We start from the raw sequence: 13,743 nt of genomic DNA on the forward strand, positions 1-13,743 counted from the left end.
GTCACCCGATTATGCCGACCATCTCTCGCCGATTCCCCGGAACCAACGCCATGTTGGAGCCATGGTCGGCATAATCGCAAGGTCAACATAACTTGATGCGTCCCTCGTTCATGTGCACTCGGAGAAGGAGAATGCTGCACCAACCTACAAGGGTGGGTACGGGTATTCTCCGCTGATTGCCATGGCCGACTACGGAGCCGGGAACGGGACCGGTGAGGTCCTGGCGATCTTGATGCGGCCGGGTAACCGGGGAGCCAATAGCGCGCGTGACCATATCGAGGTGCTCTCCCAAGCCCTGGCTCAGTTGCCCGATGAGTTCTATGACGAGCACGGGGAACTGATCGGCGAGAGGATCCTGGTGCGTACCGACAGTGCCGGGGCTTCCCGGCAGTTCCTTCACCACCTGCATTCCCTGGGTCTGCAGTTCTCCACGTCCTTCGCGCTGCCGGTGGCCAACGAGCGGTTGATCGGGTGGATCAATGAGAAAAAGTACTGGGAACCGGCCACGGATCAGCAGGGCAAGGAGCGTCATGACGCCTGGGTCATTGATGCGAGCAAGGTGATTTCGTTGAAGAATTACCCGCCGGGCACACGCCTGCATTTGCGTGCCGAACCCTTGCACCCGGGAGCGAAGGCAAGCCTGTTTGATGCCGATGGGAACCGGGTGACCGCGTTTCTGACCAATGCGCCGCGGTTCAACGTCGCGTTTTTGGATGCCCGGCATCGTGCCCGTGGCCGGTGCGAAAATCGGATCAAAACGCTGAAAAATTCTGGCCTGGGTAAATTTCCTTACCACTCGTATGTTGCCAATACTGCGTGGGCCAATCTCGCCATGTTCGCGATGAACCTTATTGCGTGGCTTCAGCTTTCGGCTCTGCCTTCGGGTCATGAGGCTGGGTGTTGGGATATGAAGCGCTGGCGTTACCGGTTGTTTTCCATGGCAGGGAAAGTCGTCCGTGGCGCTCGGCAAACCAGGCTGTTGCTGCCCAACACGGCACCGGAGGCAACACTGATCATTGAGCTATTCGAGAGCATCCAGCACCTGCGGCAACGTTTCAAGGACCGCGTCATGGTCACCTAATCCGGTGCACCAACCCATCCGCCACCACCAGGAAAGAACACAACACACTGCTCGGGACGTGGAACCCGAGGCCACGGACCGGCGACACGGCCACCAGTCAGCGTGCCCGCAAACAACAAAACCGCTGATTCCACATCGCAATGCGGAATCAGCGGTCTGCCATCACCTCATGAAACGGCTGGGCTAAACACACGCGTCGCCGGCTTGCGGGCTCCCGCGGGGTAGCTCGCAAGCCGCCGCTAAACTTGATTGGATGGTGGATATGTCGAAATTTTCCATGGTTCCCGTGCATGCCCCGTACCCGGGCGCACACGAATGGCTGAGAAGCATTGTCAATGGCGAATCCGTTGACGTCGCTTACGCACCTGTCATTACGGAGCAATCGTTCGAACCGGGCGATCAAGAACTGCGCGAGGTCTGGCCGGAAGGCGCCCAACTGTGTTGGTTTGGCGGACCTGCCGCAGCACCCCTGGAGGGGTGGCCGCGGAACAGCAACGGTGAACCGCTGGCACACGTGATTGCCCTGGATCTTGCCATGGTCGATGGAACCGCGCACCCCGACGACAAGGCTACGTGGCCGGATCTGCGCGAGGGATTGCCCAAGACAGGCGTGCTCGAAGTGTTTCACGACCTTCAATCCTTCGGTTTCGAAGCCGAGGACAAGGCCAACGGTGGATGGGTGGTGCGTTGGATTCCGGAACCCGACAGATCGGTCCTGATTGATGCCCCGAAGGACCTGGATACACCGAGCGAGGTATGCCAAGTGGCCCTGACCATGCCGGGATACACGATTCCGGGTGCCCACAATTTTGTGGATTCGGACAAGAAGCTCTTCACCCAGGTCGAAAGAGCTGGCGCGGACCTGCAACGCACATGGATGCACCAACGGCAGGTCACCGATATCTCGGAACCCATTCCCTACAGCCATGTATATGGACATCCGGATCGCAACAGTGCCCTCGCCGTTGAGGTCTTCGAAAATGTGCTTCCGCTTGACGACGGAGATCAATACCGATTGATTTTGGACATTGAAAGCTGGACTTTCCTGGAAGGTTGGTTCGGTGATGTCGGCAATCTTGAAGTCTGGATGCGGCAGTCCGACCTTGACGCGCAACGCTTCAGTAAAGCCTGGTGCCTGATCCGCACAGACTGACGCAGATCCATACTGGTTAAGATGAGACGCCCGCTGATGCGCGGGCGTCTCATTCATTGTCATAAATTGCGACGTATCACAACCGAATGCATTGGGCTTAGAGTGGACCGTCCCAGTGAAGGTTCCCCCTGCGGGCGCACCAGCTCAGTGCAGAGGACTTCGGACACTCAGTGCAGTCGCCTTCGGAAAATGACACCGAGTGAGGTTCAATGACCAGTTCTCAAACGGTCGTTTTGGACACTATCCGACGGCCAGCGCGATCGTGGATGTTTCTCCGCTCGAATTGGCCGGGCTGTTATAAATGAACGATGGGATGGTTTGGCAAGTGGTTTGGCATGGACGAGACGGATTGGCCGCAGGATCCGCATCTGGATCCGTTTCGCGATGCGGTGTGGCAGCTGTCGCTGAAAGGCGAGACCAAGGGGTGGGTGACAACCTCGGTCATGAACTGGGCCCCGAAAGTTGGACCCTGTAAGTAAAAGTCTACGCAGCCAGTGCCTGAGCCCGGTATTCCATCGGGCTCAGGCACTCGAGCGTTAACGAGATTCGGTCATAGTTGTACCACTGGATGTAGTCGTCGAGCTCTGTGGTGAACGCCTCGACGCTGGTGTATTCGTGGTGGTGGAACATCTCTTCCTTCAGGTGCCCGAAGAAGTTTTCCATCACGGCGTTGTCCAGGCAGTTGCCCTTGCGCGACATGGATTGGGCCATGCCGGCGTCGGCGAGCATCTTCTGCCAGCTGGCGTGCTGGTACTGGAATCCCTGGTCCGAGTGCATCATCGGCGCCTCGCCCGCGGCCAGGGTGCCGATGGCCTCGCTGAGCGATTGGTTGGCGAAGGCCACGGTCGGGGACTGCGACACCGAGTAGGAAACGATCGAGCGGTCGAACAGGTCCAGCACCGGCGAGAGGTAGACCTTGCGCTCGGCGATCTTGAATTCGGTCACGTCGGTCACCCACTTCAGGTTCGGTGCCTCGGTGTCGAACTCGCGCTTCAGCAGGTTTTCGGCGACCTTGCCGATCTGGCCCTTGTAGGAGGAGTACCTTCGCTTGCTGCGGACCTTGCAGACTAGGCCCTCGGCGCGCATCAGCTTCAGTACGGTCTTCTTCGCCACCTGCCACCCGCCGCCCAACAACTCGGCGTGGATGCGGCGGTGCCCGTAGCGGCCCATGGCCTTGGTGAAGATCTCGTGGATCCGGGCGCGGAGCTCCGCGTGCCGGTCCGGTGCCTTGAGCGCGGCCTGGCGGTGGAAGAACGTGGAGCGGGGCAGCCCTGCCGCGGCCAGGAGCAGGGGCAGGGGGTGGGAGGCCTTGAGGGCGATCACGGCGCTGATTTTCAGCGCGGTGGTTGGTTCCTCAAGGCCCGTACTTTTTTTAGGTATGCAACCTCGGCCTGTAGCCGCTGGTTCTCGCGGCGCAGCTTCTCGAGCTCGGTGGGTACAGTCGGCTCGGTGCCATCGGCAGCGCGCGGGCGGCCCTTGGCGCTGGGACGCAAACCGTCCTCGCCATGGATTCGATAGATCCGGACCCACGAATCCAACAGCTTCGGGGAACTGAGCTGGTGTATCCGTGCGAGGTCCATCGTGGAACCCTCGCCGTCGAGGAACTGGCGGACAACCGCGAGCTTGAACTCGAAGGAATACACCTGCTTGGACGGTTTGCTTTCGAGGGTGTCAGATGGTGTGTGTAAGTAGCCTAGTCACCCTTGGAATGGAGCATGATTGTGACTGTGACTGACCACAAGAATTCGGTGATGAAAGTAGACGCGTCCAAAACCGCCGAGCGGATGGCTGCGGTGGGGGACATGGAGGCGCTGAAGTCTTCGGGGGCCTTTGACGAGTTGATGGGCCAGATCGACCGTGGGGAGATCGAGCTCGACGGCAAGGACGGGTTCATCCGGCAGATCATCAAGGCCGGCTTGGAGCGTGGCCTGAAGGCCGAACTGTCCGGGCATCTGGGGTATGAGAAGAACGAGTACGCCGGACGCGCGGTGTCCAACTCGCGCAACGGCACCTACCCCAAGACGGTGTCCACCAGTGCCGGGGACGTCGAACTGGGCATGCCCAGGGACCGGGCCGGCACGTTCGTGCCCCGCCTGGTTCCCAAGGGATCGCGGCGCACCAGCGAGCTGGCCGACATGATCGTGAGCCTCTATGCCGGGGGCATGACGGTGCGCGACATCGAACACCACCTGGCCTCCACGATCGGCACCGAGCTCTCGCGCGAGACGATCTCCAAGATCACCGACGAGGTCCTGGACGAGGTGATCACCTGGCAGAGCCGGCCGCTGGATGCGATCTACCCGATCATGTACCTGGACTTATGCGGACGTCCGCATAAATCAAGGTCGATCACGAACGTCATGCGGATGTTCGGCTGGTTCGCCAGGAACCGGAATCCCTCGACGACCGAGCGCAGTCCGGCCCGCGACGCCCCGCCCGTCGGCGGCAGCGACGGAAGCCGGTACACGGACCAGATGGCCGCCGTGTAGGTAACGACGTCGATCGTGTACGTCCACGCGAAACCGACCTGGGCCACCAGCACGCCACCCAGCAGGGGTCCGATCATCTGGGCGATGCCGAAGGTGACCATGTTCAGGGAATTGGCCGCGGGGAGCAGCTTCAGGCCGAGGATCGCCGGGATGATGGCGCCGCGGGTCGGCTGGTTGATCCCGCCGGCGCCGGAATGGACGGCGACCAGCGCGTAGAGCAGCCAGACGTTGTCTGCGCCCAGCCACGCCTGCGCCGCAATGGCGGCCGTCGCTCCCCACAGCACGACGGCGGAGCCGAGGGCCACCTTTCGGCGGTCGTACGCGTCGGCGATCGCGCCGCCGTAGAGCCCGGCCAGCACCAGGGGAACGAGGGCGAACAGGCCGAGCAGCCCCACATTGAAGCTGGAGCCCGTCAGCGCGTAGATCTCCAGGCTGACGGCCAGCAGCGTGAGCTGGCTGCCGACGGCGGAGAGCGCGTTGCCGATCCACAGGCGGCGGAACGCGGGGCTGATACGCAGCGGCGTCAGGTCCGCAAACAGTCGGGGCACCGTTGGATTCTAGCGGTGCGGCAGCGGGGAGCGAGGCGCAGCCACAGCGGGGTTAGGCCCACCTTATTTTGACAAGATCAAATTAGAGGGAAGAATAGGGGTATGGACTTCCCGGAACGGCTACGCGAACAGGGGCTGCGCGTCACGCGCCAGCGCCTGGCCGTGCTGTCCGTCCTGGAAAACCACCCGCACTCGTCCGCGGACACCGTCGTCGCCACCGTGCGCGAGGAGCTCCCGGACCTGTCGATCCAGTCCGTGTACAACGTGCTCAACGACCTGACCGGGCTCGGCATACTCCGCCGGTTCAGCCCACCGAACTCCGCCGCCCTCTACGAGACCCGTGTGGACGACAACCACCACCATGCCGTCTGCACCCGGTGCGGACGCGTCGAGGACGTCGATTGCGCCGTGGGCCACGCCCCGTGCCTGACGCCGTCCGAGGACCACGGCATGGCCATTCAGATTGCCGACGTCCTGTACCAGGGCGTCTGTGAAGACTGCAGGAACGAGGCGGCCGGTGTTGCCACAGGACCGCTTCCCCGCAGGGAACCCATTCGATGAAGAAGGAGAATCTCTTGTCTGAGAACTTCACCACCACCCAGTCCGGGGCACCCGTTGCCTCCGACGCGCACTCGTTGACCAACGGCCCCGACGGCTTCACCGCGCTGCACGACCGCTACCTGGTCGAGAAGCTCGCCTCCTTCAACCGCGAACGCGTGCCGGAGCGCAACCCGCACGCCAAGGGCGGCGGCGCCTTCGGCGAGTTCACCGTCACCGAGGACGTCTCCAAGTACACCCGCGCCGCGGTCTTCCAGCCGGGCGCCAAGAGCGAGACGCTGTTGCGCTTCTCCTCCGTCGCCGGCGAGCAGGGCTCCCCGGACACCTGGCGCGACGTGCGCGGCTTCGCGCTCCGCTTCTACACCAACGAGGGCAACTACGACGTCGTCGGCAACAACACGCCGATCTTCTTCCTTCGCGACGCCATGAAGTTCCCGGACTTCATCCACTCCCAGAAGCGCCTCGGCGCCTCGGGCCTGCGCGACGCGGACATGCAGTGGGACTTCTGGACCCTGTCCCCCGAGTCGGCCCACCAGGTCACCTACCTCATGGGGGACCGCGGGCTCTCCCGCTCCTGGCGCGAGCTCAACGGCTACGGATCGCACACCTACCAGTGGATCAACGCCGCGGGCGAGCGCTTCTGGGTCAAGTACCACTTCATCTCCCGCCAGGGCGTGCACAACATCGGCGCCGACGAGGCCGAGCAGCTCGCCGGCTCCGACGCGGACTTCTACCGCCGCGACCTGTTCGACAACATCGCGGCCGGCAACTTCCCCGAGTGGGACGTCAAGGTCCAGATCATGCCGTACGAAGAGGGCAAGACCTACCGCTTCAACCCGTTCGACATGACGAAGGTATGGCCGCACGCGGACTACCCGCTGATCCACGTTGGACACTTCACGCTGAACCGCAACCCGCGCAACTTCTTCGCGGAGATCGAGCAGGCCGCGTTCTCGCCGTCGAACATGGTTCCGGGCACCGACATCAGCCCGGACAAGATGCTGATGGCCCGCGTGTTCTCGTACCCGGACGCGCAGCGCCACCGCATCGGCACCAACTACAACCAGTTGCCGGTCAACCAGCCGCACGCCGCCCCGGTCAACAACTACATGCACCAGGGCAGCATGCAGTACAAGTTCAACGCCCCGGAGGACCGCGTCTACACGCCGAACTCCTTCGGCGGACCGGAAGCCGATCCGCTGCGCGCAGCCGAGGGCGGCTGGGCCTCCGACGGCGAGCTGATGCGCGCCGCGCAGACACTGCGGGCGAACGACGACGACTTCGGCCAGGCCGGCACGCTGTACCGCGAAGTCTACGACGCCGCCGCCAAGGAGCGTTTCCACGAGACCCTGCTGGGCCAGTGCGGCGGCATCACCATCGAGGACATCCGCGAGCGCTTCTTCCAGTACTGGACGAACGTCGACGCGAACCTCGGAGCCCTGCTGCGCGAGCGCTACGCCGCCGGCGACCAGGGTGTCACCGAGGGCGCTGCCGAAATGTCGGCCCGCTAGCGGCACCCGCAGGTGTCCGCCCACGGGACGGACACAGCAAGGGCCCTGCCCCATCGCCCCGACGGGCGATGGGGCGGGGCCCTTTTGTGCCATCGGCGCGCCGGCGGTGTTTGCCGCGGCGCCGGTCAGCCCCCGGAGGGCAGCGTCGCGTCCCCGGCGAACGTCCGCTCGGCCCCGTCCGTTGCCTCGACGCGGAGGGTCACCGGACCGCCGTCGGACGCGCCGGATGCCCGGACCAGGAACTGCAGCGTCTGGGCGTCTGCGACGTCGCACCGCCACAGGGAGCTTCCGACCCGGTCGCAGTCGGTCCCCTCGGCGGCCCGGTCCAGCAGCGTGCCGTCGGCGACGGTCAGCGAGACGCGCACCGGGCCGGCGAAACCACCGTCGGGCTCGGACAGCAACACGAGGTTGGAGCCGTCGCCCTGCGGCGAGACGGACAGGCTTCCCGCCGCGTTGCCTGCCGGCGGGGACTGGGCGGGCGCGGACGACGTCGGCTCGGCTGTCCCGCTGGTCGGAGCCGCCGGGTCCGCGCTGGTCGTTTCCGACGGGCCCGCACCGGACGGGTCGCCGCTGGACGACGACGTCGGAACGGACGGATCGGGGCTCCGCGGCATATCCGAGGGGCCTGGTTCCGACGCCGGCGTTGTGGTGGGGTCCCGCGGCGGCCCACCGGAACGCGGGGTGGACGGTACTTCGGACGGCGCCGCGGACGGCACGGCCGACGGTTCCTCGCCGGGGCTCGACGTTGGGCCGCGTTCCGCAGACGACGCGCCGGTTTCCCGTACGGCGGGGTCGCCATCCCGGGCCCCCGCCGCACCGGTCGATGTGGAAGAGGGTTTTCCCGGGGCGGGCGTCGCGGCGCCCGCGTCCGCCGTCCGGCCCGCCGATTGCGTTGCCGGACTCGTGGTGGCCGTGGCTCGGGACGACGCTGTCGACGTCGGTCCGCCCCTCCCGTCGCGGGGACCGCCGGGGACGCCGTCGCCGGCGCCGGCGCCGGACTCCGGCAGCGTTCCCGACAGCATCGGCATGGCTACGGCCGCGGAAAAGCCGACGGCCGCGAGAGCGACCGTGGCGGCGGCCGCCCAGACGGTGGCGGGTGTGTGCTTTTGTTTTCGCGATGGCGGCACAAGATGGTCTCTCGATGGGGGTCGAAGGTCGCTCTCGGTGCATGGGTGGCGCCGGGCACGCCAGGGGGCTAATCCTGCGAGATTCTCACCATCTCCTCGCGGGGCACCACCTTGACGCGCTCCCGCGTCACGGGTCCGCCGGCGGTGTCCACGCTTCCGGCCGCCTCGCCCAGCGCCTTCTCGTGCGCGTCGAGCTTCAGCCAACCCTCCCACGTGGTGTACCCGATGCCCCGGGACTCCAAGAGGTCGATCACCGCGGACTCCTCCGGGTTCTGGGCGGGCGGCAAGTCGAGCCGGTCCTCGAGCAGGTTCCCAATCGTCTCCAGCGCGTCGCCCTTGGTGTGCCCGATGAGGCCGACCGGGCCGCGCTTGATCCATCCCGTGGCGTAGATCCCGGGGACGGGGTTGCCCGCCTCGTCCACGACGCGGCCGCCCTCGTTCGGGACCACGCCGCGTTTCGCGTCGAAACCGACCTCCTCGAGTTCGGAGCCGAAGTATCCGATGGCGCGGTAGACGGCCTGGAACGGGTAGTCCAGGATCTCGCCGGTTCCGCGGACGTTGCCCGTGCCGTCGAGCTCCTGGCGCTCGAAGCGGATGCCGGAGACCTTGCCGTCCTCCCCCAGGACCTCGATGGGATTGTGCAGGAAGTGCAGGTGCAGGCGGCGGGACGCGCCCGAATCCTGTTCCTCGACCAGCCAGTTGGTCAGCGTGTTGACCATCGTCTTGACCTGGTTGTTGGTCTTGATGGCGGTGTCTGAGCCCTCGTCGAACTCGAAGTCCTCCGGATAGAGCACGATGTCCACGTCGCGGCTGTGGCTGAGTTCGCGCAGCTCCAGCGGGGTGAACTTCACCTGAGCGGGTCCGCGGCGGCCGAAGACGTGCACGTCGGTGACCGGCGAGGCGGCCAGGCCCCGGAACACGTTGTCGGGGATCTCGGTGACCAGCAGGTCCTCGGCGTGCTTGGACAGCACCCGGGCCACGTCGAGGGCGACGTTTCCGTTGCCGATGACCGCCACCTCCCTGGCCTCCAGCGGCCATTCGCGCGGCACGTCGGGGTGGCCGTCGTACCAGGACACGAAGTCCGCGGCGCCGTGGGACCCCTCCAGCTCGATGCCGGGGATGTTCAGGTCCGCGTCCCTGATCGCCCCGGTGGCGAAGATGACGGCGTCGTACATGGAACGGATGTCGCTGAGCAGGAGGTCGCGCCCGTACCTGACGTTGCCCAGGAACCGGATGTCGCCGCGGTCCAGGACCTTGTGGAGGGCGTTGACGATGCCCTTGATGCGCGGGTGGTCCGGGGCCACCCCGTAGCGGATCAGCCCGTAGGGCGCCGGGTAGGCGTCGAAGAGGTCGATGCTGACGTCGAACTCGCGCTCCGCCTTGGTGAGGATGTCCGCGGCGTAGACGCCCGCGGGGCCCGCGCCAATGATGGCGACGCGAAGGGGACGGTCGGCGGCTGGGTTGGACACGTGTGTTCCTTCCGGGGAGAAGTGGGCGCGCGGCGACATTGCGCACGGCAACCGAGTCTAATTGGCCCCGGGCCGCACCGAAAACGAAAGGGACGAACGGCTCCCCCCACCGCCCGTCCCCGCGGGCCCCGCGGGCCCCTCGAGGAAGCCCGTCAGATGGAGTCGATGATGCCGCCGACCTGGCGCCCGGTGCCGGCCGCCGTCGTCTGGTTGGTCTCCAGGAGCCTGCGCGCCCGGCGCACCAGTTCCAGCGTGTCGTTGGCCGCGGTGATCCAGTCCGCTTCCTTCTTGTCGTAGCCCTGGCGGTTCTGCTCGTCCTCCCAGTTGTCCGCGACGAAGTTCTTCTGCTGCTCGCGGTCGCCGATGATGGTTTCGATCCGACCGGCGATGCGGAGGATGTCGCCCTCGATCCGCGCCGCCGCGCCGGAATCGAAGGAGATCGTGTCCTTGTCCTTGCCCATTCTCGTGTCCTTTCGGTTCGGCCCCGGGGCCGGGTGGTTCGGTGGGGTGCGGTGGGCTAGGCGCCGCGGTTGAAGCCCGCGACGGTCGTGCCGGACGCCTGGCCGGCCGCCGAGGCGCCCTCGTCCTGCATGGTGTCGTCCATCGTGATGTAGGCCTTGGCGGTCTCCGCCTGGCCGGCGGAGATCGACGCGAGGGCGGAGATCAGTTCGCTCTGGACGCGCTGGGACTCGACCATGAAGTTGCGGTAGGCGGCCGCCCCGTTGCCGGAGAACGTGGTCTCCAGGTCTTCCACCCCGTCCACCAGTTCCTCGACGAGCTTGACCAGCTCGGCGCCGGAGTTCTCCGACTGGGTCGATGCGTCTCCCATGGCGGGCACGTTCATCTTTCCTTTGAAGCTCATGTGCTTTCCTGCCTGTCGGTGTTGGGGCTCTCCCGCTCAATGGAACGCCAGGGGCGCGAACCGGTCAAGCGCCGCCCATGGGGAGAACTCCCCACTCACGGCGCGAAGGTGGCCGTTTTCCTCCACTGGAATGACATGATGGTTGCGGACCCAACGCAACCCTCCAGCCCGAAAGGCCACAGTGGCAACGGAATTCGACAGCCAGCTCATCGAATCAGTCGCCGTGCGCCGCAACCGGATGACGGACGCCTTGCTCTACGGCCGCAACCCCACCGAACGCCGCTGGAAGGCGACCACCAGACAATTCCTGTTCAGCGTCGTCGCCGCCGCCCTGATCGCCGCGATCTGCGTGGCGGTCTCCTTCGTCTCCAACCTGATGGCGGACCAGCAACGCCAGCGGGCGGAACGGGAACAGTCCACCAGTTCCCCTCGGTCCATCCGGCACGACGGTGGTGCGCCGTCACCGCGCGCCGCCGCCGGGAACGCGCCCGCGGGCGCCGGCTGGATCGGTGACTAGCGCCATGGCCCAGCCGCACACCCGGGTGACGCTCAAGGGAACCCGCCGCCACGTCGATCTCCTGCTGCCCTCCACCGCCGAGGTCGGCACCCTGATGCCGCGGATCCTGGAGCTGGTCGGGGACACCCCGGGAGAGAGGGTGGCGACCAAGGTCCTGCTCACCTCAACCGGGGAATCGATCCCCGCCGGCGCGACGCTCGCCGACGCCGGCGTCCTGGACGGCGCGCACCTGACACTCTTCAGCCACGAGGATGCGCCCCCTCCGGCGGTGGTCTACGACATCTCCGACACGGTGGTGGAGCAGGCGGAGGACATCGGCGGACAATGGACGCGCAGACAGCTCGCGGCCGCCTCCGGCGTCTTCTCGGCGCTGTGGCTGCTCCTGGCGCTTGAAATCACCTTCGGCTCGCTCCTCCCGGACCAGCGCTGGTGGTCCTACCTGGGATTTGGCGCCGTCCTCCTGGGTCTGGGAGCGGCCGTCGCGGCGGCCTCCAAGCCCGTCGCGGCGACCCTCATGACGGCGGGCTGGGGCGTGGCCCTGCTGGGGCTGTTCCACTGGGACGCGGCGGGGCCGGCGCGCGTGTTGCTGGCCGCGGCCGCGACGGCGGCGCTGACCGCATGCCTGGCCACCGTGGTGCGCCAGCCCAGGTCCGCCCTCACCGCCGCCGGGGTCATGGCCGCGCTCACCGGGGTCTGGACGCTCGCGCTGCCACTCACGGAGTGGGCGGCCTCCGGCGACCCTGCTGGCCAGGCCGCGGGCATCGGCGGCTTCGCGGGGATCTGCTCGGTCCTGACGCTCGGGCTCCTTCCGGGCATCGCGCTGTCCGCTTCCGGCCTCGCGACGCTGGACGACAGGCGCGCCACCGGTTCCGCCATCTGGCGCCGGGACGCGCTGGCGGCCATCCGGGCGGCCCATCGCGGCCTGACCCTCTCCACGGTGGCCACCGCCGTCTCCGCCGGTCTCGCCATGTGGATGGTCGCCGCGGACGCCTCGCGCCCGGCGTGGTCCCTTCCGCTGGTCTTCGCGTTGGCCCTCGCCACGCTCCTGCGCGCACGTTCGTTCCCCATGGCGATCGAACGCCATGCGCTCTACGCCGCGGCCGGCATCGGCGCCGCCGCCGGTTCGCTGGCGCTCGCCGCACTCAGCCCGGGCACCGTCTGGATCGTCGGCGCCGGGGTCCTCGCCGTATCGCTGCTGATCGCTCTGGGACTCGGCGTGACCCTGCCCGAACACACAGGGGCGCGCCTGCGGCAGGTCGCCGAACGCGTGGAGGTCCTCGCGATCCTCGCCACGGTCCCGCTGCTCGTCGGCTATTTCGGCGTCTTCTCCACGATGCTCGCGACGTTCTAGGCCAAGGAAACACGGATGAACACCCACCAGCAGCCGCACCGCCCGCCCGCCGGGCGTACCGCCGTCGACCCGTGGGCGGCCACCGGTAACGACCCCTGGGCACCCGCCACACCGCCCGCGTCCTACGCCTCCCACACGCCCGGGGCGGCGTCGTCCGCTATCGGCTCCCCGCTCGACGGCGACCGCAGGCGCCTCGCGAAAACCGGCGCTACCGGAGGCACGGTGCGCAGGGTGCTGCGCTCCCTGTTCTCCTCCGCCCGCACACCCGCCGAGATGGTTCAACAGGCGACCCTCGCCCAGGCGCCCGTGACGACCGGCCGGCGCATAGCCGTCCTGTCCACGCGTGGAGGTGCGGGCAAGACGACGGCTGCGGCCCTGCTCTCCCGCCTTTATTCGGCCGTCCGCCCGGACACGGTCGCCGTCCTGGACCTGGATCCCGGCCGCGGAAGCCTGGCGCTGCGGCTTGGCCTGGACGGCGCCGCTCCCGTCGACGCGCTGGTCCGGCACACGACCGGGGGCAAGCTGCCCTCGGCGGCCGCGTTGGGCGGACTCCTGGGGCATGCGGCGCCGAACCTCTTCGCGACGGGCCCCCGCTACGACGCCGATGCCTTCCCCGCGGGCTCATCCGAACCGGCGGATGCCGCCGCCTTGCGGGCGACGTGTTCGGCCGTCTCGCGCTATTTCCCGATCACGCTGCTGGACTGCCCCACCGGTTTCGAGGCGCCCGCCACGCAGGCCGCCCTGGCCGACGCCCACGCAGCCGTCTACGTGGTCCCGTCGACGCTGTCCGGACTGGACGACGCCCTGGGCCAGCTCGCCCGCTGGCGCAGGGACCCCCGGCTGGTCGGCATCCCGCTGGTGGTCCTCGTCCTGCAGCAGGACATGGCCTCCCCGCTCGCCGCGCTCGACCAGGCCGCCCGGCTCTCGCGTCTCGGTTTCGACGCCTACGCGATCGGCTACGACCGGCACCTGGCCGCCGGCGCCGACGTCGTGCTGCGGTTGCTCGGACCCGACCACCGCGTCGCAGTGGCGACCGTCGCCGGCCAGGTCCTGCGGCTCGCCAACGGGGCGCGCTAG

The 13,743-nt window shown here is 67.0% G+C and carries 12 protein-coding genes and 3 pseudogenes; 8 read left to right on the plus strand and 7 right to left on the minus strand.

The window, feature by feature from the left end:
• Positions 1-91: 91 nt before the first annotated feature.
• Positions 92-1,081, plus strand: a pseudogene (locus tag AC0QSG_RS07940) (IS1380 family transposase); the annotation flags it as partial.
• Between the two features lie 253 nt (positions 1,082-1,334).
• Positions 1,335-2,234, plus strand: coding sequence for a DUF1963 domain-containing protein (locus AC0QSG_RS07945; RefSeq protein WP_475375910.1), 900 nt, complete (start codon positions 1,335-1,337; stop codon positions 2,232-2,234).
• Positions 2,235-2,717: 483 nt separating this feature from the next.
• On the opposite strand, the gene AC0QSG_RS07950 is transcribed toward AC0QSG_RS07945, so the two are convergent.
• Positions 2,718-3,557: an IS3 family transposase gene (locus AC0QSG_RS07950; RefSeq protein WP_475377208.1), complete on the minus strand. Its 840-nt coding sequence runs from the start codon at positions 3,555-3,557 to the stop codon at positions 2,718-2,720.
• Positions 3,558-3,568: 11 nt separating this feature from the next.
• Entirely contained in the window at positions 3,569-3,877 is a 309-nt protein-coding gene (locus tag AC0QSG_RS07955; RefSeq protein WP_475377209.1) for a transposase, read from the minus strand.
• A gap of 108 nt (positions 3,878-3,985) precedes the next feature.
• Here AC0QSG_RS07955 and AC0QSG_RS07960 point away from each other — a divergent pair.
• A pseudogene (locus AC0QSG_RS07960) lies at positions 3,986-4,552 on the plus strand (transposase); the annotation flags it as partial.
• Between the two features lie 23 nt (positions 4,553-4,575).
• On the opposite strand, the pseudogene AC0QSG_RS07965 reads toward AC0QSG_RS07960, so the two are convergent.
• Positions 4,576-5,271, minus strand: a pseudogene (locus tag AC0QSG_RS07965) (MFS transporter); the annotation flags it as partial.
• A 102-nt stretch (positions 5,272-5,373) separates the two neighbouring features.
• On the opposite strand from AC0QSG_RS07965, the gene AC0QSG_RS07970 reads away from it, so the two are divergent.
• Together AC0QSG_RS07970 and AC0QSG_RS07975 are read left to right on the plus strand one after the other, a co-directional pair.
• Complete coding sequence (locus AC0QSG_RS07970) at positions 5,374-5,832, plus strand: Fur family transcriptional regulator (protein WP_435728812.1); 459 nt, start codon at positions 5,374-5,376, stop codon at positions 5,830-5,832.
• A gap of 14 nt (positions 5,833-5,846) precedes the next feature.
• Entirely contained in the window at positions 5,847-7,340 is a 1,494-nt protein-coding gene (locus AC0QSG_RS07975; protein WP_475377210.1) for a catalase, read from the plus strand.
• Positions 7,341-7,465: 125 nt separating this feature from the next.
• Here the strand turns inward: AC0QSG_RS07975 and AC0QSG_RS07980 are convergent, their stop codons facing one another.
• The 4 genes from AC0QSG_RS07980 to AC0QSG_RS07995 form a co-directional block, all read right to left on the minus strand.
• Entirely contained in the window at positions 7,466-8,467 is a 1,002-nt protein-coding gene (locus tag AC0QSG_RS07980) for a hypothetical protein (RefSeq protein WP_475377211.1), read from the minus strand.
• A 68-nt stretch (positions 8,468-8,535) separates the two neighbouring features.
• Positions 8,536-9,936, minus strand: a complete 1,401-nt coding sequence (locus AC0QSG_RS07985; protein WP_475377212.1) for an FAD-dependent oxidoreductase — start codon at positions 9,934-9,936, stop codon at positions 8,536-8,538.
• A gap of 152 nt (positions 9,937-10,088) precedes the next feature.
• Entirely contained in the window at positions 10,089-10,397 is a 309-nt protein-coding gene (locus AC0QSG_RS07990; protein ID WP_435728992.1) for a hypothetical protein, read from the minus strand.
• 56 nt (positions 10,398-10,453) lie between these two features.
• The gene (locus AC0QSG_RS07995; protein WP_435728991.1) at positions 10,454-10,798 is read right to left on the minus strand and encodes a WXG100 family type VII secretion target; all 345 of its coding nucleotides are present in this window, start codon (positions 10,796-10,798) and stop codon (positions 10,454-10,456) included.
• 181 nt (positions 10,799-10,979) lie between these two features.
• Here AC0QSG_RS07995 and AC0QSG_RS08000 point away from each other — a divergent pair, with 181 nt between their 5' ends.
• Genes AC0QSG_RS08000 through AC0QSG_RS08010 form a run of 3 tightly spaced genes read left to right on the plus strand, consistent with a single transcriptional unit; the run spans position 10,980 to position 13,743 of the window.
• Positions 10,980-11,315, plus strand: a complete 336-nt coding sequence (locus AC0QSG_RS08000; RefSeq protein WP_475377213.1) for a hypothetical protein — start codon at positions 10,980-10,982, stop codon at positions 11,313-11,315.
• Between the two features lie 4 nt (positions 11,316-11,319).
• Positions 11,320-12,666: a type VII secretion integral membrane protein EccD gene (eccD, locus tag AC0QSG_RS08005; RefSeq protein WP_475377214.1), complete on the plus strand. Its 1,347-nt coding sequence runs from the start codon at positions 11,320-11,322 to the stop codon at positions 12,664-12,666.
• Between the two features lie 15 nt (positions 12,667-12,681).
• Positions 12,682-13,743, plus strand: coding sequence for a nucleotide-binding protein (locus AC0QSG_RS08010; protein ID WP_475377215.1), 1,062 nt, complete (start codon positions 12,682-12,684; stop codon positions 13,741-13,743).

The organism is Arthrobacter sp. LT660 (assembly GCF_056172845.1).

What these genes read in the sequence shown, in the direction of transcription:
- AC0QSG_RS07945 (WP_475375910.1), top strand. Translation starts at nt 1,335, where the DNA reads ATGGTGGATATGTCGAAATTTTCCATGGTTCCCGTGCATGCCCCGTAC.
- AC0QSG_RS07970 (WP_435728812.1), top strand. Translation starts at nt 5,374, where the DNA reads ATGGACTTCCCGGAACGGCTACGCGAACAGGGGCTGCGCGTCACGCGC.
- AC0QSG_RS07990 (WP_435728992.1), bottom strand. Translation starts at nt 10,397, where the DNA reads ATGGGCAAGGACAAGGACACGATCTCCTTCGATTCCGGCGCGGCGGCG.
- AC0QSG_RS07995 (WP_435728991.1), bottom strand. Translation starts at nt 10,798, where the DNA reads ATGAGCTTCAAAGGAAAGATGAACGTGCCCGCCATGGGAGACGCATCG.
- eccD (WP_475377214.1), top strand. Translation starts at nt 11,320, where the DNA reads ATGGCCCAGCCGCACACCCGGGTGACGCTCAAGGGAACCCGCCGCCAC.
- AC0QSG_RS08010 (WP_475377215.1), top strand. Translation starts at nt 12,682, where the DNA reads ATGAACACCCACCAGCAGCCGCACCGCCCGCCCGCCGGGCGTACCGCC.